This is a genomic window from Streptomyces bambusae, assembly GCF_019400985.1.
In the GTDB taxonomy this organism is placed as follows: domain Bacteria; phylum Actinomycetota; class Actinomycetes; order Streptomycetales; family Streptomycetaceae; genus Streptomyces; species Streptomyces bambusae_A.
This window is the reverse complement of sequence record NZ_WTFF01000147.1, coordinates 1-18,123: the sequence shown is the minus strand read 5'-3', so window position 1 is coordinate 18,123 and position 18,123 is coordinate 1. Positions and strand designations below refer to the sequence as shown.

The window sequence follows — 18,123 nt, the reverse complement described above, 5'->3', positions numbered from 1 at the left end:
GTCCGGCAGCCCGCCGGCCCGGCGCACCGGCCGCGGCGCCGTCGGCCGGGCCGAGCCGCCCCCGCAGCCCGTGCTGGTGCAGCAGGTCCACCAGGGCCGTCCCGGGAACCAGTTCCAGCGGCTTGCCGTTGGCAAAGGTGTACGACCCGGGCCCGAACGACGCGGTGGTGACCAGCACCCCCTTGTTCGCCCCCTTGTCCTGGACCGTGCCGTACAGATCGCGCACGGCCGTCGGCGGCACCGTGTTCCGGTAGCGCTTGACCTGCACCACGATCCGCCCGCCCCGGATCGGCGCCGGGTCCAGCGCCTCCACGTCCACCCCGCCGTCACCCGAACGCTGCGTGGTCACCGCTTCCATGCCCATCGCCCGGAACAGCTCCGCGACCAGGTTCTCGAAGTCGATCGGGTCCATCGCGAAGAGGTCCGGCTCGTCCTCGTCCGCGCCGTCCGCGTGCCCGCCGTGGCTGACGACGCCTCCGCCCACCTCGTCCGGCCGGCGCCCGGGGCGCACCGCCGTCCGCTGGTCGGGCCGCGCCGACAGCTGCCCGCCCAACCCCGACACCAGGCAGTCCACCGCGCTGACCTGCTCCAGCCGCAGCCCCGCGAAAGCGCTGCGCGCCGCGGGCACCGTGGCGAGCACGAACCGCGCCTCCTGCCCCGTCGCCGGATCGTGGCAGTCCACGAACCCGTTGACCACGACGGAGTCCAGTACGCCGAACTCGTCCGCCGCGTACAGCTCGCGCACGACCAGCAGCATGCACTGCGCCACCAGGTCCCTGTACAGCGCCCGCCGCTCCGTGACCGGCCGGGGCTTCACCTTGTCCTGGTCCGTGCTCGGCAGGTACTGCACCGCCCTGGCCTCCGGCACCACCGCGTACCCGGGCAGCTCCCAGTCCAGGACCAGCTGGCGCGCGGCGCGGTCGTACGCGGCCGCCACCTGCCTCGGCAGCGCCTCGGGCCAGGCCGTCGAGGCGTACAGAGCGGCCGAGAAGTACTCCACGGCCGCCTCGGCGTCGCCCGAGCGCAGGGCGTCGGCCAGCTCGGCGAGCCCGCTGTTGTGCGCCCGTACCCCGGCGAGCTGCTCCGCCGCCCACCGGTCGTACTGCTGCCGGTACGCCGCCAGCTGCTGCTGCCGCTGCGCCTCCGCGGCGGTCGCGGCCTGCCAGGCCTGGGTGTACCGGGCGTGCGCCTCCCGCTCCGCCTGCGCCCGGTGGTTCGAGCCGAGCGTCCAGCCACTGCTCTGGTGCTGGAAGTCCTCGATGCGGGGCAGCGGCACCGGCTGCGCCAGGGCCCCGGGGTTGAACGGCTCCAGCTGCTCGGACCGGACCAGGGAGGCCGTCCGGAACGCCGGCGCCCGGCAGCCCGCGACCAGCAGGCTCTTGAGGGCGGCGACCTCGGCGTCGAGCTGCGCCGTACGCCGCATGGCCTCGGCCTCGCGGTACTGGCGGTGGCTCCGGTTCGCCTCCCGCTCGTAGGCCCGCTGCCGGCGCTCCGCCTCCCGCTGCTGGATCAGCTGCGTCTGCTGCTGTCGGCGCTGGGCCTCGGCCCAGGTCCCGATCAATCCGCCCGACCGACGACTCATCAGCTGTGTACTCCCCCCACCAACCCCTGGAGGGAAAACACTAGTCGGCATTCGGGTGGTACGTCCCCCCGGTCGTACCACCCGGACGCCGTCGTACGTCCTACAGCGCGGCTCCCGCCAGCACGGCGACCGCCGCGGGCAGCACGGCTCCCGAGCCGTCGCGGCGCGGGTCCACGGCCGGCAGATCGGCCGGAGTCCCGTCGGCGGCCGCGGCGCGGGCCGGTGCGTTGCCCGCCCACGCCAGCGTCAGCAGCTCCTCGCCCTTCAGGAACCGCTGGCAGCGGACGCCGCCGGTGGCCCGGCCCTTGCGCGGGAACTGGTCGAACGGGGTCAGCTTCCCGGACCGGACCGATCCGTCCAGCGTGTCGTGCGCGCCGGCCACCGTGAGGACCAGGGCGTCCCGCGCCGGGTCCACCGCCGAGAAGTGGATCACCTTGGCCCCGTCGGACAGCTTGATGCCGGCCATACCGCCCGCCGGCCGGCCCTGCGGGCGCACCTGGCCCGCCGGGTAGCGCAGCAGCTGGGCGTCGTCGGTGATGAAGACCAGGTCCTCCTCGCCGGTGCGCAGCTCGACCGCGCCGACGATCCGGTCGCCCTCCTTGAGGGTGATGACCTCCAGCTCCTCCTTGTTGGCCGGGTAGTCCGGCACGACGCGCTTGACCACGCCCTGCTCGGTGCCCAGGGCCAGCCCCATCGAGGCCTCGTCCAGGGAGGTCAGGCAGACGACCTTCTCGTCGGGCTCCAGGGCGGACAGGAACTCCGGCAGCGGGGCGCCGCCCGCCAGGGTCGGCGCGGCGTGCGTGTCCGGCAGCTGCGGCAGGTCGATGACGGGGATCCGCAGCAGCCGGCCCGTCGACGTCACCGCGCCCACGTCCGCCCGCGCCGTCGCCGTGACCTGCGAGACGATCACGTCGTGGCGGGCCCGCCTGCCGTCGCCCTCCGGCAGCGGCTCGGCGGTCACCGTGCGCGCGAGCAGGCCGGTGGAGGACAGCAGCACCCGGCACGGGTCGTCCGCGACCTCCAGCGGGACCGCCGCGACCGAGGCGCCGGCCGACTCCAGCAGCACCGTACGGCGGTCCGTGCCGAACTTCTTCGCCACCGCCGCCAGCTCCGTGGAGACCAGCTTGCGCAGCTCGGCGTCCGATTCGAGGATCTTCGTCAGCTCCTCGATCTCGGCCGTCAGCCGGTCGCGCTCGGACTCCAGCTCCAGCCGGTCGAACTTGGTGAGCCGGCGCAGCGGTGTGTCCAGGATGTACTGGGTCTGGACCTCGCTCAGCGAGAAGCGCTCCATCAGGCGCTCCTTGGCCTGCGCGGAGTTCTCGCTCTCCCGGATCAGGGCGATGACCTCGTCGATGTCGACCAGCGCCACCAGCAGGCCCTCGACCAGGTGCAGCCGGTCGCGGCGCTTGCCGCGGCGGAACTCGCTGCGCCGGCGCACGACCTCGAAGCGGTGGTCGAGGTAGACCTCCAGCAGCTCCTTCAGGCCCAGCGTCAGCGGCTGGCCGTCCACCAGCGCCACGTTGTTGATGCCGAAGGACTCCTCCATCGGCGTCAGCTTGTACAGCTGCTCCAGCACGGCCTCCGGGTGGAAGCCGTTCTTGATCTCGATGACCAGGCGCAGGCCGTGCGCGCGGTCGGTGAGGTCCTTGACGTCGGCGATGCCCTGGAGCTTCTTCGACCCGACCAGGTCCTTGATCTTCGCGATGACCTTCTCCGGGCCGACCGTGAAGGGCAGCTCGGTGACGACCAGGCCCTTGCGGCGCGCCGTCACGTCCTCCACCGACACCGTCGCACGGATCTTGAAGGTGCCGCGGCCGCTCTCGTAGGCGTCCTTGATCCCCGACAGGCCGACGATCCGGCCGCCGGTGGGCAGGTCGGGACCCGGGACGAAGCGCATCAGCGCCTCCAGGTCCGCGTTCGGGTGCCGGATCAGGTGCCGGGCCGCCGCGACGACCTCGCCGAGGTTGTGCGGCGGCATGTTCGTGGCCATGCCGACCGCGATCCCGGAGGCGCCGTTGACCAGCAGGTTCGGGTACGCCGCGGGCAGCGCGACCGGCTCCCGCTCCTGGCCGTCGTAGTTCGGCGCGAAATCGACGGTGTCCTCGTCGATCGACTCCGTCATCAGCGAGGTCGCGTCGGCCATGCGGCACTCGGTGTACCGCATGGCGGCCGGCGGGTCGTCGTTGCCGAGGGAGCCGAAGTTGCCGTGGCCGTCGACCAGCGGCAGCCGCATCGAGAAGGGCTGCGCCATGCGCACGAGGGCGTCGTAGATCGACGCGTCGCCGTGCGGGTGCAGCTTGCCCATGACCTCGCCGACGACGCGGGCGCACTTGACGTAGCCGCGGTCGGGGCGCAGGCCCATCTCGTTCATCTGGTAGACGATCCGGCGGTGCACCGGCTTCATGCCGTCCCGGGCGTCGGGCAGGGCGCGGGAGTAGATCACCGAGTACGCGTACTCGAGGAAGGAGCCCTGCATTTCGTCGACGACGTCGATGTCGAGGATCTTCTCCTCGAAATCCTCCGGCGGCGGGGTCTTCGTGCTGCGGCGGGCCATCGCTGCGCGGCTCCTTAACCAAGGTGTCTGGACGTTCTGACGCGGACCATTGTGGACCCAGGCACCGACAAGCCGGACTACCACCCTGGGAGACCGGGGGAGCGGTGGTTCGGGAACTTCTCCGGCGGCCGACGCGCTTGCATAGAGTGACAGGTCTGAAAGAAATCTCCGCATCCTGATCGAAGGGACCTCATGCCCATGGGTCACACGGCCACCGAGCAGACCGCCGCCGGCGGTCTGACAGCGACCGAGCACCGGCTGGCCAACGGCCTGCGCGTGGTGCTCTCCGAGGACCACCTGACCCCGGTCGCCGCGGTCTGCCTCTGGTACGACGTCGGCTCGCGCCACGAAGTCAAGGGCCGTACCGGCCTGGCTCACCTCTTCGAGCACCTGATGTTCCAGGGCTCGGCCAGCGTTCCGGGCAACGGTCACTTCGAGCTGGTCCAGGGTGCGGGCGGCTCCCTCAACGGGACCACCAGCTTCGAGCGCACCAACTACTTCGAGACGATGCCGGCCCACCAGCTGGAGCTCGCCCTGTGGCTGGAGGCGGACCGCATGGGCTCGCTGCTGGCCGCCCTGGACGACGAGTCCATGGAGAACCAGCGCGACGTCGTCAAGAACGAGCGCCGCCAGCGCTACGACAACGTGCCCTACGGCACCGCCTTCGAGAAGCTGACCGCGCTGGCCTACCCCGACGGCCACCCGTACCACCACACCCCGATCGGCTCGATGGCCGACCTGGACGCCGCCTCCCTGGAGGACGCGCGCACCTTCTTCCGTACGTACTACGCGCCCAACAACGCGGTGCTGTCCGTGGTCGGCGACATCGACCCCGAGCAGACGCTGGCCTGGATCGAGAAGTACTTCGGCACCATCCCGGCCCACGACGGCAAGCAGCCGCCGCGCGACGGCTCGCTGCCGGACACCATCGGCGAGCAGCTGCGCCACGAGATCGTCGAGGAGGTGCCGGCCCGCGCGCTGATGGCCGCCTACCGGCTGCCCCACGACGGCACCCGCGAGTGCGACGCGGCCGACGTGGCGCTGACGATCCTCGGCGGCGGGGAGTCCTCCCGCCTGCACAACCGCCTGGTCCGCCGCGACCAGAGCGCCGTCGCGGCCGGCTTCGGCATGCTGCGGCTGGCCGGGGCGCCGTCCCTGGGCTGGCTGGACGTGAAGACCTCCACCGGCGTCGACGTGCCGGACATCGAGGCGGCCGTGGACGAGGAGCTCGCGCGGTTCGCCGCCGAGGGCCCCACGGGCGAGGAGATGGAGCGGGCCCAGGCGCAGCTGGAGCGCGAGTGGCTGGACCGGCTGGGCACGGTCGCCGGCCGCGCCGACGAGCTGTGCCGGTACGCCGTGCTGTTCGGCGACCCGCAGCTGGCGCTGACCGCCGTCCAGCGGCTGCTGGAGGTCACCGCCGAGGAGGTGCAGGCGGTGGCCGCGGCCCGGCTGCGCCCGGACAACCGCGCGGTGCTGGTGTACGAGCCGCTGGCCGCGGACGCCGGCGGCGATGACGCCGGCACCGCCGACGCCGACACCGCCGACGCTGCCGATGCCGACGCAGGCACCGCCGCTGCCGCCGCCGCCGACGCCGCCGTAGAGACCGACGAGAACGAAGGGGCGCAGCAGTGACCGCCGAGCCCGCAGTGACCATGACCTTCCACCCGCGGCCGGAGGCCGGCGAGGCCCGGCCGTGGGCCTTCCCGGCCCCCGGGCGGACCGTGCTGTCCAACGGCCTGACCGTGCTGCGCTGCCACCGCCCGGGCCAGCAGGTGGTGGCCGTGGAGATCATCCTCGCGGCCCCGCTGGACGCCGAGCCCGACGGCCTGGACGGCGTGGCCACCATCATGGCCCGCGCGCTGTCCGAGGGCACGGACAAGCACTCCGCCGAGGAGTTCGCCGCCGAGCTGGAACGCTGCGGTGCCACGCTCGACGCGCACGCCGACCACCCGGGCGTCCGGGTCTCCCTGGAGGTGCCCGCCTCCCGGCTGCCCAAGGCCCTCGGCCTGCTCGCCGAGGCGCTGCGCGCGCCCGCCTTCGCCGACAGCGAGGTGGACCGCCTCGTGCGCAACCGGCTGGACGAGATCCCGCACGAGCTGGCCAACCCGCAGCGCCGGGCCGCCAAGGAGCTGTCCAAGCAGCTCTTCCCGGCCTCCCTGCGGATGTCCCGCCCGCGCCAGGGCACCGAGGAGACCGTCGCCCGCATCGACTCCGCCGCCGTGCGCGCCTTCTACGAGGCCCACGTCCGGCCCGCCACGGCCACCGCGGTGATCGTCGGCGACTACACCGGCACGGACCTGGACGCCGTCCTGGCCGACACCCTGGGCACCTGGACGGGCGGCTCCGCCGAACCCCTCCCGGTGCCGCCGATCACCGCCGACGACACCGGCCGCGTGATCGTCGTGGACCGGCCCGGCGCGGTCCAGACGCAGCTGCTGATCGGCCGGATCGGACCGGATCGGCACGACAGCGTCTGGGCGGCCCAGGTGCTCGGCACGTACTGCCTGGGCGGCACGCTCACCTCCCGCCTGGACAAGGTGCTGCGCGAGGAGAAGGGCTACACCTACGGCGTGCGCGCCTTCGGCCAGGTGCTGCGCTCCACGGCGCCCGCCGCCGAGGGCGGGGCGACCGGTGCGGCGATGCTCGCCATCAGCGGCTCGGTGGACACTCCGAACACCGGCCCGGCGCTGGCCGACCTGTGGCAGGTGCTGCGCACCCTGGCCGAGGGCGGGCTGACCGACGCCGAGCGGGACGTGGCCGTGCAGAACCTGGTGGGCGTGGCCCCGCTGAAGTTCGAGACGGCCGCCTCGGTCGCGGCCACCCTGGCCGACCAGGTCGAGCAGCAGCTGCCCGACGACTACCAGGCCCAGCTGTACGCCCGGCTGGCCGGTACGGGCACGGTGGAGGCGACCTCGGCGGTCGTCAGCGCCTTCCCGGCGGACCGGCTGGTCACCGTGCTGGTGGGTGACGCCGCGCAGATCGAGGAGCCGGTCCGCGCCCTCGGCATCGGCGAGGTCACCGTCGTCGGCAACTGAGGCGCAGCGGTGAGCACGAGCGACTGCACGAGCAACTGAGCATGTGCGCAGCGAGCAACTGAGCTTGTGTGCAAGGGGCCCTGGCGGGATGTCCGTCAGGGCCCCTTTGTGTTCCTTGAGTTGAATGCCCGATTCGCGGCGTTCATGGAGAGGTTGCGCGTATGCGGTGTGGCGTACGCAACAAAAGTGCGCCTCTGTTTGGCGATTGACTGATGATCCCCCTAGCGTCGGCGTTGCTGTCCGTCAGTTGTGACAGCCGCAACCGCGGCACCGGGCAGCGATCGCCGAGTCCCCGTCAGGCGCGAGCCTGGGGAGCCGGGGACCCACATCAGTCCCTGGGGTGAATCGGACCACCTCGCCAGAGGGGCCCGTAGGAGACCTTCCTGCTCCGAACCCGTCAGCTAACCCGGTAGGCGAGAAGGAAGGAAAGGATCAGCCTCTTCATGGGCACTCGTGGCGCCGGTAAGCACCGTGGTTCCAGCCGCCTGAGCAAGAAGGCCGCCGGCATCGCCGGGATCGCCGCCCTCGCCACCACGGGCGTCGTCGGCACCCTGGCCGCCCCCGCGTTCGCGGCGGACAACGACTCCAGCACCCAGGACGTGGGCCTGAAGGCCGCGGTCGTGGCCGACGAGCTGGCCGGTGACATCCAGGCCCAGGCCGACGCCCAGCAGCACGCCGCCGAGGCCGCCGCCGCCAAGGCGCAGGCCGAGGCCGAGGCGAAGCAGAAGGCCGCCGAGGCCAAGCGCCTCGCGGAGGCCAAGGCCAAGGCCGAGCGTGAGGCCAAGGAGCGCGCCGCCCGCGAGGAGGAGCGCCGCCGCCTCAACACCTTCGTCTCGCCGCTGGCGGACTCCTACATCAGCACCTCGTACGGTGCCGGCGGCGCCATGTGGTCCTCCGGCAGCCACACGGGCATCGACTTCCACGCCGCCACCGGCACCTCCGTGCGCGCCGTCGGCGCGGGCGTGATCGTCGAGGCCGGCTACGGCGGCGCGTACGGCAACAACGTCGTGATCAAGCACAACGACGGCACGTACACCCAGTACGCCCACATGTCCTCGCTGAGCGTCTCGGTCGGCCAGCAGGTCACCCCGGGCCAGCAGATCGGCCTGTCGGGCTCCACGGGCAACTCCAGCGGCCCGCACCTGCACTTCGAGGCCCGCTCCGGCGCCAACTACGGCTCCGACATCGACCCGGTCGCCTACCTCCGCTCGCACGGCGTCAGCCTCTGACCCTGACGGGCCCGCGGCTCCCGCCGCGCACCGCACACCACGAAGGACCCCGGCTCCTGCTGAGCCGGGGTCCTTCGCGTTGCGCGGATGCTTTCGAGCGACGGGCTTCGCGCGGACCGCGGCCGCTGATGTTTCGTATTTCCGTCCGGCTTCCGTTCATCATCGGAAACAATGTTGTGTTGCCATAGAGTCGCACTCATGACGTATGCATTAAGCGGAGGTCCGGTTTTGCGTATTCCAGCGCACGCGGTCTGCACCGCGATCCGGGACGACATCGTCTCCGGTGTTTTCGAGCCCGGCGGCAGGCTCACCGAGGAACTCCTCGCCCGCCGCTACGGAGTCTCCCGGGTCCCCGTCCGCGAGGCGCTGCGCACGCTGGAGTCCGAGGGCTTCGTCACCACCCGGCGCCACGCGGGGGCCTGTGTCGCCGAGCCGACCGAGCTGGAGGCCGCCGACTTCCTGGAGATGCGCATGCTGCTGGAGCCGCTCGCGGCGGCGCGCGCCGCCCGTCGGCGCACCGATGCCCATCTGAAGGTGCTGCGCGGCCTCGTCAGGCTCGGCCAGGAGCGTGCCCGGCGCGGCCAGGGCGAGGATCTGCGGTCGCTGGGCGGCTGGTTCCACGAGACGCTCGTGCAGGCCTCGGCCAGCCCCGGACTGGTCGCCCTGCTGACCCAGCTGCGCCACAAGGTCGCCTGGCTGTACGCGGTGGAGGCGCCGGCCCGGCCGGTGGAGTCCTGGGCGGAGCACGGCGCGATCGTGGACGCGGTGACCCGCGGCGACGCCGAGCGGGCCCGGGCGCTGACGGCCGCGCACGCGGACCGCGCGGCGGGGGCACACCGGCTGCGTGTGAGGACCTCGCAACCTGCCGTAAACACGGCGAGCGGCCGGCATTAACAAAGGCCGTATACAAATGAGGGGCGCCCAGAATTTCCGGGCGGGGATCCGCTTTTCCGGGACCGGGGTCTGCTGCCCGGGGGCCCGATTTTCCGGTCCCCTTTCCGGGCTCCCCATTTCCGGGCTCCTGTTTCCGGGGCCCCGTTTTTCGTGCCCGCGCGCACCCGCAAAAAGGGCGGGGCCGCGGCCGCCGGGCATGCGCCGGCTGCCGCGGCCCCGCCGCGCCGCTCACCCCGCGACCGCGGGGACCCGAAGGGCTCAGACGGTCTCGGGGAGTTCCTCAAGACCCTCGGCGACCAGCTTCGCCAGGCGGTCGAGCGCGATCTCCGCGCCCTCGGCGTCCGAAGCCAGGACGATCTCCTCGCCGCCCTGGGCGCCCAGGCCCAGCACCGCGAGCATGGAGCCGGCGTTGACCGGGGTGCCGTCGGCCTTGGCGATGGTCACCGGGACGCCGGACGACGTGGCCGCACGGACGAAGATCGAGGCGGGACGAGCATGCAGGCCCTCGGCCCAGCCGACGTTGACGCGGCGCTCTGCCATGGTGATGCCCTTCAGGTTTCTGCGGGTTGTCTAGACCAGTCTCTCACGACGCCCGGAATGCTCCGACCGACCCTCGGTCCGGCTCCTCCTGCACTCCGACCTTCCCCAGCTTGCACCGATTTGCCGGAATTTATCGTATGCGCCGCGCTGGCGCCGTCCGCGGCCCCGGGCCTTAGGGTGAGCCCCATGACCACCGCGGCGGACCCCTCGTACCCGGCCCACTGGGAAGCGGACGTCGTGCTGCGCGACGGCGGCACCGCGCACATCCGCCCCATCACCCCCGCCGACGCCGGCCGGCTGGTCAGCTTCTACGAGCAGGTGTCGGACGAGTCGAAGTACTACCGCTTCTTCGCGCCCTACCCGCGGCTGTCCGACCGGGACGTGCACCGCTTCACGCACCACGACTACGTGGACCGCGTCGGCCTCGCCGCCACCGTCGGCGGCGAGTTCATCGCCACCGTCCGCTACGACCGGATCGGCCCCGACGGCCACCCCGCCACCGGCCCCGCCGACGAGGCCGAGGTCGCCTTCCTGGTCCAGGACGCGCACCAGGGCCGCGGCGTGGCCTCCGCCCTCCTCGAACACATCGGAGCGGTCGCCCGCGAGCGCGGCATCCGCCGGTTCGCCGCCGAGGTGCTGCCCGCCAACACCAAGATGATCAAGGTGTTCAAGGACGTCGGGTACGAGCAGAAGCGCACCTTCGAGGACGGCGCCGTGCACCTCACCCTCGACCTCGAACCCACCGCCGAGTCCCTGGCCGTCCAGCGCGCCCGCGAACAGCGCGCCGAGGCCCGCTCCGTGCAGCGCCTGCTCGCCCCGCGCTCGGTCGCCGTCGTCGGCGTCAGCCGCAGCGGCTCCGGCGTCGGCGCCGCCGTCCTGCGCAACCTGCGCGACGGCGGCTTCCGCGGCGATCTCTACGCCGTGAACGAGGCCGTCACGACCGACCTGCTCGAAGGCGTACGCGCCTACCGGGCGCCGGCCGACATCGGCGCCCCCGTCGACCTCGCCGTGGTCGCCGTCCCCGCCGACCGGGTCCCCGAGGTGGTCACCGCCTGCGGCGACCTCGGCGTCCAGGGCCTGGTCGTGCTCTCCGCCGGCTTCGGCGAGAGCGGCCCCGAAGGCCTGGCCCGGCAGCGCGAACTGGTGCGCCAGGCCCGCTCGTACGGCATGCGCATCGTCGGCCCCAACGCCTTCGGCGTGATCAACACCGCCCCCGACGTCAGCCTCAACGCCTCCCTGGCCGCCACCCCCGACCCCACGCCGCTGCGCGGCCGGATCGGGCTGTTCAGCCAGTCCGGCGCCATCGGGATAGCACTGCTCTCCGGGCTGCTGCGGCGCGGCGAAGGACTGTCGTCCTTCGTGTCCGCGGGCAACCGGGCGGACGTCTCCGGCAACGACATCCTCCAGTACTGGTACGACGACCCGGCCACCGACGTCGCCCTGATGTACCTCGAAACCCTCGGCAACCCGCGCAAGTTCACCCGCCTCGCGCGCCGCACCGCCGCCGTCAAGCCCGTCGTCGTCGCCAAGGGCGGCCGGCACACCGGAGCCACCCCCGCCGGTCACGCCGTCCCCGCCACCCGGCTGCCCGACGCCACCGTCTCCGCCCTGCTCCGCCAGGCCGGCGTGATCCGCGTGGACACCGTCACCGAACTCGTCGACGTGGGGCTGCTGCTGGCCTCCCAGCCGCTGCCCGCCGGCCCCCGCGTCGCGATCCTCGGCAACTCCGAGTCCCTCGGCGTGCTCACCTACGACGCCTGCCTGTGGGAGGGCCTGCGCCCGCTGCCCCCGCTGGACCTGACCACCGACGCCGGGCCGGAGGACTTCCGGACCGCGCTGGCCGAGGCGCTGGCCGCCGACACCAGCGACGCCGTCGTCGTCACCGCCATCCCCTCCGTCGGCGAGCCCGGCTTCGCCGACGACCTCGCGGCCGCCCTGCGCGAGGCCGTCGCCCATGGCCCGGGCAAGCCGGTCGTCGTCGTCCACGTCGAGCTCGGCGGACTCGCCGAGGCCCCGCCCGCCACCGGCCCCGCCGCCCCCGCCGGCCGCCCGCAGCACCGGCCGCAGGGCCGGTCCGACGGGAGTGAGGCCGACGGGAGCGAGTCCGACGGGAGCGAGCCCGACACGAGCGTGCCCGCCCCGCCGCCCGCCCGCATCCCCGCCTACCCGGCCGCCGAGCGGGCCGTACGGGCCCTCGCCGAGGCCGTCCGCCACCAGCAGTGGCGCCGTGCCGAGTCCGAGGCCGGCCAGGTGCCCGAGTACGACGACATCGACGCCAAGGGCGCCGCCGCCCAGCTCGCCGGCCTGCTCACCGGGCTCGGCCCCGACGAGGTCGCCACCCTGGCCGACACCGATGCCGGCGCCCTGCTGGCCCGCTACGGCATCGAGGTCCTGCCGACCCTGCCCACCCCCACCCCCGACGAGGCGGCCCGGGCCGCCGCCCGGCTCGGATACCCCGTCGCCCTGAAGACCACCGCCCCGCACCTGCGCCACCGCGCCGACCTGGGCGGCGTACGCCTGGACCTGACCACCGAGGCCGAGCTGCGCCGGTCGTACGACGAGCTGACCGAGGCCTTCGGCAAGCCGGCCGAGCTCCAGCCCGTCGTGCAGGCCATGGTCCCGCGCGGGGTGGACACCGTCGTCCGCTCCGTGATCGACCCGGCCGCCGGCGCGGTCCTGTCCTTCGGGCTGGCCGGAGTGCCCTCCGAGCTGCTCGGTGACACCGCCCACCGGCTCGTCCCGGCCACCGCCCGGGACGCCGCCGAGCTGATCCGCACCATCCGCGCGGCACCCCTGCTCTTCGGCTGGCGCGGCAGCGACCCCGTCGACACCCCCGCCCTGGAGGACCTCCTGCTGCGGCTGTCCCGGCTGGTGGACGACCACCCCGAGGTGATCGGCGTCTCACTGGAGCCGGTCGTCGTCGCCACCGAGGGCCTCTCCGTGCTCAGCGCCGAGGTCCGCATCGCCCACCCCCCGGCCCGTACCGACCTCGGGCCGCGGACCCTGCCGAGTTACTGAGCCCCGTACGGCGAGGCGGAGACGCCCCTCGCGGGCCGTAGGATGGACCTCATGGCGAAATCCGGTACGACGACCCAGGGGCTGCGCGCGGCGATCGAGCGCAGCGGCTACTACCCGGCACTCGTGGCCGAGGCGGTGGAGGCCGCGGTGGGCGGCGAGCCGATCTCGTCGTACCTGGTCCACCAGGAGACCACCTTCGACTCCAACGAGGTGCGCCGGCACGTCACGGTGCTGGTCCTGACCGGCAACCGCTTCATCGTCAGCCACACCGACGAGCAGGCCGCCGACGCCGGGTCCCCCTCGCCGTACGCGACCACCTCGACCGAGTCGGTCAAGATCGGCGCGATCTCCTCGGTGGTGCTCAGCCGCGTCGTCGCCAACCCCGAGTCGTACACCCCCGGCACCCTGCCGCGCGAGGTCGTCCTGACCATCGGCTGGGGCGCCGTCTCGCGCATCGACCTGGAGCCCGCCGCCTGCGGCGACCCGAACTGCGACTCCGACCACGGCTACACCGGCAACTCCACCGCCGACGACCTGAGCCTGCGGGTCAGCGAGGCCGGCGACGGCCCCGAGGCGGTCCGTCAGACCCTCGCCTTCGCGCAGGCCCTCTCCGAGGCCACGGCGGCAGCCGCCGCGGCCCGCTGATGACGTACTCCGCGGCGCAGGACGCCTGGGGGTACCCCAGGCCCGAGGCCGGGGGAGAGCCGGAACTGCTCGACCTCGCCGGCGCCCCCGTCCCGCACTACGGCACCGGCTCGCTCGCCGACCTGCTGCCCACCCTGGCCGCGAACCAGGGGGTGCCCGGCCTGACCGCCTCGATCACCGAGCTCGCCCCGGCCGACCGCGCCTGCGTGTTCCTCGTCGACGGGCTCGGCTGGGAGCAGCTGGCGGCCCACCCCGCCGAGGCCCCCTTCCTGACCTCCCTGCTGGGCAGCTCGCGCGGCGGCACCGGCCGCCCGATCACCGCCGGCTTCCCCGCCACCACCGCCACCTCCCTGGCCTCCGTCGGCACCGGCCTGGCCCCGGCCCGGCACGGGCTGCCCGGCTACGCCGTGCGCAACCCGTCCACCGGCGAACTGATGAACCAGCTGCGCTGGCAGCCCTGGACCTCGCCGCAGGTCTGGCAGCCGTACCCGACGGTCTTCCAGCTCGCCGACGCGGCCGGGGTGCACACCGCGCAGGTGTCCGCCCCCGCCTTCCAGAACACCCCGCTCACCAAGATCGCGCTCAGCGGCGGCACCTTCCACGGCCGGATGACCGGCGAGGAGCGGATGGACCTCGCCGCCCTCCAGCTCGCCGCCGGCGAGCGCGCGCTGGTGTACACGTACTACAGCGAGCTCGACGGCGCCGGCCACCGGCACGGCGTGGACTCCGACGCCTGGCGCGGCCAGCTGATGTACGTCGACCGGCTCGTCCAGCGCCTCGCCGAGCAGCTGCCGCCCCGTACGGCGCTCTACGTGACCGCCGACCACGGCATGGTGGACATCCCCTTCGACGAGGACTCCCGCATCGACTTCGACGAGGACTGGGAGCTCGGCGCGGGCGTCGCCCTCCTCGGCGGCGAGGGCCGGGCCCGGCACGTCTACGCGGTGCCCGGCGCCGAGGCCGACGTACTGACCGTCTGGCGCGAGGTGCTCGGCGACCGCTTCTGGATCGCCGGCCGCGAAGAGGCCCTGGAACTGGGCTGGTTCGGGGCGCCCGGCGAATGCGACGAGCGGGTCCTGGGCCGGATCGGCGACGTGGTCGCCGCCGCGCACGACACGGTCGCCATCACCGCGTCGGTCAACGAGCCGAACGAGTCCTCGCTGACCGGCATGCACGGCTCGATGACCGCGGCGGAACAGCTCGTCCCGCTGCTGGAGATCCGCTCCTCCTGACCCGGCGCCGCCCGCCCCGTCCGCACGGCCGCCCTCACCCACCTGACCCGAAAGGTCCCGTACCGCCATGCCCGAGCTGGTGTTCTTCTCCGGAACGATGGACTGCGGAAAGAGCACCCTCGCTCTTCAGATCACCCACAACCGCTCCGCGCGCGGCCTGCAGGGCGTGATCTTCACCCGCCAGGACCGGGCCGGCGAGGGCAAGCTGTCCTCGCGGCTGGGGCTGGTGACGGAGGCCGTCGAGGTCGCCGACGCGATGGACCTCTACGGCTACCTGGTCGGGGAGCTCTCCAAGGGCGGCAGGGCGGACTACGTGATCGTGGACGAGGCCCAGTTCCTCGCCCCGGAGCAGATCGACCAGCTCGCCCGCATCGTCGACGACCTCGACATGGACGTCTTCGCCTTCGGCATCACCACCGACTTCCGCACCAAGCTCTTCCCCGGCTCGCAGCGGCTCATCGAACTGGCCGACCGGATCGAGCAGCTCCAGGTGGAGGCCCTGTGCTGGTGCGGCGCCCGCGCCACCCACAACGCCCGTACGGTGGGCGGGGAGATGGTCGTCGAGGGCGAGCAGGTCGTGGTCGGCGACGTGAACCGCCCGGCGGAGGAGATCGGCTACGAGGTCCTGTGCCGCCGCCACCACCGCCGCCGAATGACCTCCGCCACCGCCCACGCGAGCGCCCTGTCCCCGGACGTCCTACCGGTCACTTCCGGCTGACGGCCGGTGCCGATGGCGGGCTGTCTCAGGGCTCGCAACGCTCAGGGTCGTACTTCAAGAAGGCGGACCGGTCGGCCGTCCGTGTCTTGCCGTTCTTGTTCACGAGCACCTTCCCGGGCTTCAGTGAGGCGAGCTGCTGTGCGGTGAACGACAGCTCGCCGTTCAGGGCACGGTAGCCCGCCCCGGAGCCCCAAAATTTCGCCTTGTAGGTTCCTTCGGTCTGCACGTCGGTGAGGGTGGAATCCGTGACACTCCATCCCGGGGGAGCCGTGAACAGGTCGACGGAGGCGATTCCGCCCGACATTGCATCATTCGTCACGTCCCAGCTGTAGAGGCCGTCCGTACGTCCCTTGGCATAGACGGAGAAGTCCAGCACCACGGCTTGCGCACACGGCGCAATCAGCGCCCGCGCGCCGCCCGTCTCCGTGCGCTCCATCGCCAGCACACCCGGCAGGGGTGCCGGCGTGCATCCGGCGGCGCAGGCAACGCCCACCGCCGCCATCGCCGCCGCAGCGAACCGCAGGTGCGTTCTCCGTGTCATGAAAGTTCGGGTCCCCTCACTCACAGGTCCGGCGTGGCTCCCGGCTTGATGAACTATGACCGGGCCCGGTTCAAGTAGCCACCCCACCAGAGATTCGCCTCGATCTCGAAGCAGTTCGCGTGCGAGGGCGTTCTCACCCTGAGGTGAGAGAGGGACGAGCGGGTCGCGGTCGGCTACGAGGTCCTGTGCCGCCGGCACCGCCGCCGGAGGGTCCTGGCGGCGGCGGGTCCTACGCGGGCCGGAGGCGGGTGAGGATGCCGCTGAGGTCGTGGAGGAAGAGGGGTACGCGGAATTCGTGGCCGCCCGGTTCCTCGTGGGCCTCGTGGGCGATGCCCGCGCTCAGGAGGAGGCCGCGCAGTTCACGCTGGCCGGCCAGGACCTGCTTCTCGGTGATTCCGTCGAACCACTCGACCTGCCCGTCGCCGGTTCCGGCGACCAGGAAGATCCGCTTGCCGCGGTAGTTCTCGACGTTCTCGACCGGGTTGTCGGCGCTCACCCGGGCCTCGTTCCACCGCGGTGCGCCGTAGACCGTGCCGCCGGCCAGGTCGGCCGCGGCGGCGGAGGTGTTCGCCCAGTGGGTGACCACGCCGAAGTCGCGGCGCAGGCTCGCCGGGCCGGAGTGGGCGCTCACCGAGGCGAAGTGACCGGGGTACTTGGCCGCGTACTTCAGCGCGCCGAAGCCGCCCATGGAGAACCCGGCGACGGCGCGGCCGTCGAGTTCGGCGTACGTACGGAAGTTCGCGTCGATCCACGGCACCAGCTGGGCCATGTGGAAGGTCTCCCATTTCCGGGGGCCGGCGTGGGAGTTGACGGGGTTGGCGTACCAGCCGGCGTGGCCGCCGTCCGGCATGACGACGACGACCGGCTTCCCGGCCGTCCACGCGCGCACACCGAGGCAGTCGAACCAGGTGAAGTCCGCGGTCGGCCCGCCGCCGTGGAAGAGGTACAGGACGGGGTAGCGGCGTCCGCCGTCGTGATAGCCGTCCGGGAGCAGGACGTTCACCGCGGGGTTCCAGCCGATCGCACCGGTCGCGAAGCGGTAGCGCCGCAGCCGCGGGTCGCTCTCGTCCCGGTCCACGATGCGCAAGCCGAAGCCGTCCTCGACCGGCTCCCCGGCCGGCTCCCCGGCCCCGGTCCCGGTGGCGGCCGTGGCCGGGGCCGCCGAGAGGACGTCCGCGCCGCCGAGACCCACCGCCGCGGACAGCCCGCCGGCGGCCCTCAGGACGCGCCTGCGGGTGGGGTGGTGCTCGATCATGTCCGACCTCCTGTGTGGGGCGTGCGGCGTCGCGCGGGCGGATCGGGGACGGCCCGGCCCGTGGGGCTGTGAACTACCGCACAGGCCCGATGGGTTCGAAAGCGCCGTCGCGTCGCGCGCGGACCGCTTGGATGGCCTCATGAAGATCGCGGCGCGGACACGGGCACAGGGGCGTCCGCATCCACCCGCCGGGTGGGCCGAGCCCATTCAAACCGGTCGTACGCCCCGTGTCCCGCCGTGCTGACGTCGTCGGACAGATCCCGGACAAACGCCGGACAGGGAGGTACGAGAAGTGGGACGCCAGGAACAGCCGCTCGATCCACGGCAGGGTCCCTTGGCCCGGTTCGCCTACGACCTACGGGAGCTCAGGCGCCGGGCGGGCAGCCCGTCCTACCGCGAGCTCGCCACCCGCACCCACTACTCGGCCTCCACGCTGGCCGCCGCGGCCTCCGGCCGACGGCTGCCGAGTGCGGCCGTGCTGGCCGCGTTCGTGGGCGCGTGCGGCGGTGACCCGGAGGAGTGGGAGCAGCGGCGGCTCGACACGCACAACCTCGTGACGGGTCCGCCGCTGCCGCCGCAGCCGCTCGACCCGGCGGCGGGCGAAACCCCGGCAGTCCCGGCAGCCGCGACTTCCGGCCCGGCCGGAGCGACGGCGGACGGGCCTGCGGTGGACGGCCCTGCGGCGGTCGGGCCCGGCACCGGCGAAGTCGGGCCGGTCGGACCCGGGCCGGGCGGAGGCGCGGCGGATGGGGCTGGTCCGGGCCGGCCCGTGCCAAACGGGCCCGCCGAGCACCGGCCCGCGGAGCAACGGGCCGCCGGGGCACCGGCCGCAGGTGTGGGTGGCGGGGCTGGCTCTTATACACTTATCCCGCGCCACCGG

General features: G+C 73.1%; 14 protein-coding genes and 1 riboswitch. Of the genes, 9 read left to right on the top strand and 5 right to left on the bottom strand.

Annotation, left to right across the window (positions count from 1 at the left end; genetic code table 11):
* On the bottom strand, positions 1 to 1,582 hold a 1,582-nt coding region (locus GPJ59_RS20475; RefSeq protein ID WP_219668672.1), incomplete at its 3' end, for a restriction endonuclease.
* A gap of 100 nt (positions 1,583 to 1,682) precedes the next feature.
* A complete protein-coding gene (locus tag GPJ59_RS20470) occupies positions 1,683 to 4,136 on the bottom strand; it encodes a DNA gyrase/topoisomerase IV subunit A (protein WP_219668671.1) in 2,454 nt (817 codons plus the stop codon).
* 198 nt (positions 4,137 to 4,334) lie between these two features.
* Here GPJ59_RS20470 and GPJ59_RS20465 point away from each other — a divergent pair, with 198 nt between their 5' ends.
* The 4 genes from GPJ59_RS20465 to GPJ59_RS20450 all read left to right on the top strand — a co-directional run bounded on the left by GPJ59_RS20465 (position 4,335) and on the right by GPJ59_RS20450 (position 9,294).
* Positions 4,335 to 5,768, top strand: coding sequence for a M16 family metallopeptidase (locus GPJ59_RS20465; RefSeq protein ID WP_219668670.1), 1,434 nt, complete (start codon positions 4,335 to 4,337; stop codon positions 5,766 to 5,768).
* 20 nt (positions 5,769 to 5,788) lie between these two features.
* Complete coding sequence (locus GPJ59_RS20460; RefSeq protein ID WP_219668673.1) at positions 5,789 to 7,171, top strand: M16 family metallopeptidase; 1,383 nt, start codon at positions 5,789 to 5,791, stop codon at positions 7,169 to 7,171.
* A 272-nt stretch (positions 7,172 to 7,443) separates the two neighbouring features.
* A riboswitch (cyclic di-AMP (ydaO/yuaA leader) is annotated at positions 7,444 to 7,601 on the top strand.
* A gap of 13 nt (positions 7,602 to 7,614) precedes the next feature.
* Entirely contained in the window at positions 7,615 to 8,400 is a 786-nt protein-coding gene (locus GPJ59_RS20455; RefSeq protein WP_219668669.1) for a M23 family metallopeptidase, read from the top strand.
* 228 nt (positions 8,401 to 8,628) lie between these two features.
* Complete coding sequence (locus tag GPJ59_RS20450) at positions 8,629 to 9,294, top strand: GntR family transcriptional regulator (protein WP_219668668.1); 666 nt, start codon at positions 8,629 to 8,631, stop codon at positions 9,292 to 9,294.
* A gap of 258 nt (positions 9,295 to 9,552) precedes the next feature.
* Here the strand turns inward: GPJ59_RS20450 and GPJ59_RS20445 are convergent, their stop codons facing one another.
* On the bottom strand, positions 9,553 to 9,834 hold the full coding sequence (locus GPJ59_RS20445; RefSeq protein ID WP_219668667.1) for an HPr family phosphocarrier protein: 282 nt from the start codon (positions 9,832 to 9,834) through the stop codon (positions 9,553 to 9,555).
* A 186-nt stretch (positions 9,835 to 10,020) separates the two neighbouring features.
* Between GPJ59_RS20445 and GPJ59_RS20440 the strand changes: the two genes are divergently transcribed.
* The 4 genes from GPJ59_RS20440 to GPJ59_RS20425 all read left to right on the top strand — a co-directional run bounded on the left by GPJ59_RS20440 (position 10,021) and on the right by GPJ59_RS20425 (position 15,447).
* Complete coding sequence (locus GPJ59_RS20440) at positions 10,021 to 12,852, top strand: bifunctional acetate--CoA ligase family protein/GNAT family N-acetyltransferase (protein ID WP_219668666.1); 2,832 nt, start codon at positions 10,021 to 10,023, stop codon at positions 12,850 to 12,852.
* A gap of 42 nt (positions 12,853 to 12,894) precedes the next feature.
* On the top strand, positions 12,895 to 13,497 hold the full coding sequence (locus GPJ59_RS20435) for a DUF5998 family protein (RefSeq protein WP_219668665.1): 603 nt from the start codon (positions 12,895 to 12,897) through the stop codon (positions 13,495 to 13,497).
* Positions 13,497 to 14,729, top strand: coding sequence for an alkaline phosphatase family protein (locus tag GPJ59_RS20430; protein WP_219668664.1), 1,233 nt, complete (start codon positions 13,497 to 13,499; stop codon positions 14,727 to 14,729). Before GPJ59_RS20435 ends, GPJ59_RS20430 begins: the two co-directional genes overlap by 1 nt.
* 67 nt (positions 14,730 to 14,796) lie before the next feature.
* Positions 14,797 to 15,447 carry a thymidine kinase gene (locus GPJ59_RS20425; RefSeq protein WP_219668663.1) on the top strand — a complete coding sequence of 217 codons (651 nt, stop codon included), beginning with the start codon at positions 14,797 to 14,799 and terminating at the stop codon, positions 15,445 to 15,447.
* A 25-nt stretch (positions 15,448 to 15,472) separates the two neighbouring features.
* On the opposite strand, the gene GPJ59_RS20420 is transcribed toward GPJ59_RS20425, so the two are convergent.
* Together GPJ59_RS20420 and GPJ59_RS20415 are read right to left on the bottom strand one after the other, a co-directional pair.
* Positions 15,473 to 15,988: a hypothetical protein gene (locus tag GPJ59_RS20420; RefSeq protein ID WP_219668662.1), complete on the bottom strand. Its 516-nt coding sequence runs from the start codon at positions 15,986 to 15,988 to the stop codon at positions 15,473 to 15,475.
* Between the two features lie 229 nt (positions 15,989 to 16,217).
* The gene (locus GPJ59_RS20415; protein WP_219668661.1) at positions 16,218 to 17,243 is read right to left on the bottom strand and encodes an alpha/beta hydrolase; all 1,026 of its coding nucleotides are present in this window, start codon (positions 17,241 to 17,243) and stop codon (positions 16,218 to 16,220) included.
* A 292-nt stretch (positions 17,244 to 17,535) separates the two neighbouring features.
* Here GPJ59_RS20415 and GPJ59_RS20410 point away from each other — a divergent pair.
* Positions 17,536 to 18,123, top strand: a 588-nt coding sequence (locus GPJ59_RS20410; protein WP_219668660.1) for a helix-turn-helix domain-containing protein, incomplete at its 3' end; no start/stop codon positions are given.

Bases quoted from the DNA above. Each gene is read 5' to 3' on its own strand.
- GPJ59_RS20430 (WP_219668664.1), top strand. From the start codon at position 13,497: ATGACGTACTCCGCGGCGCAGGACGCCTGGGGGTACCCCAGGCCCGAG.
- GPJ59_RS20435 (WP_219668665.1), top strand. From the start codon at position 12,895: ATGGACCTCATGGCGAAATCCGGTACGACGACCCAGGGGCTGCGCGCG.
- GPJ59_RS20425 (WP_219668663.1), top strand. From the start codon at position 14,797: ATGCCCGAGCTGGTGTTCTTCTCCGGAACGATGGACTGCGGAAAGAGC.
- GPJ59_RS20415 (WP_219668661.1), bottom strand. From the start codon at position 17,243: ATGATCGAGCACCACCCCACCCGCAGGCGCGTCCTGAGGGCCGCCGGC.
- GPJ59_RS20465 (WP_219668670.1), top strand. From the start codon at position 4,335: ATGGGTCACACGGCCACCGAGCAGACCGCCGCCGGCGGTCTGACAGCG.
- GPJ59_RS20455 (WP_219668669.1), top strand. From the start codon at position 7,615: ATGGGCACTCGTGGCGCCGGTAAGCACCGTGGTTCCAGCCGCCTGAGC.
- GPJ59_RS20420 (WP_219668662.1), bottom strand. From the start codon at position 15,988: ATGACACGGAGAACGCACCTGCGGTTCGCTGCGGCGGCGATGGCGGCG.
- GPJ59_RS20445 (WP_219668667.1), bottom strand. From the start codon at position 9,834: ATGGCAGAGCGCCGCGTCAACGTCGGCTGGGCCGAGGGCCTGCATGCT.
- GPJ59_RS20470 (WP_219668671.1), bottom strand. From the start codon at position 4,136: ATGGCCCGCCGCAGCACGAAGACCCCGCCGCCGGAGGATTTCGAGGAG.
- GPJ59_RS20440 (WP_219668666.1), top strand. From the start codon at position 10,021: ATGACCACCGCGGCGGACCCCTCGTACCCGGCCCACTGGGAAGCGGAC.
- GPJ59_RS20460 (WP_219668673.1), top strand. From the start codon at position 5,789: ATGACCTTCCACCCGCGGCCGGAGGCCGGCGAGGCCCGGCCGTGGGCC.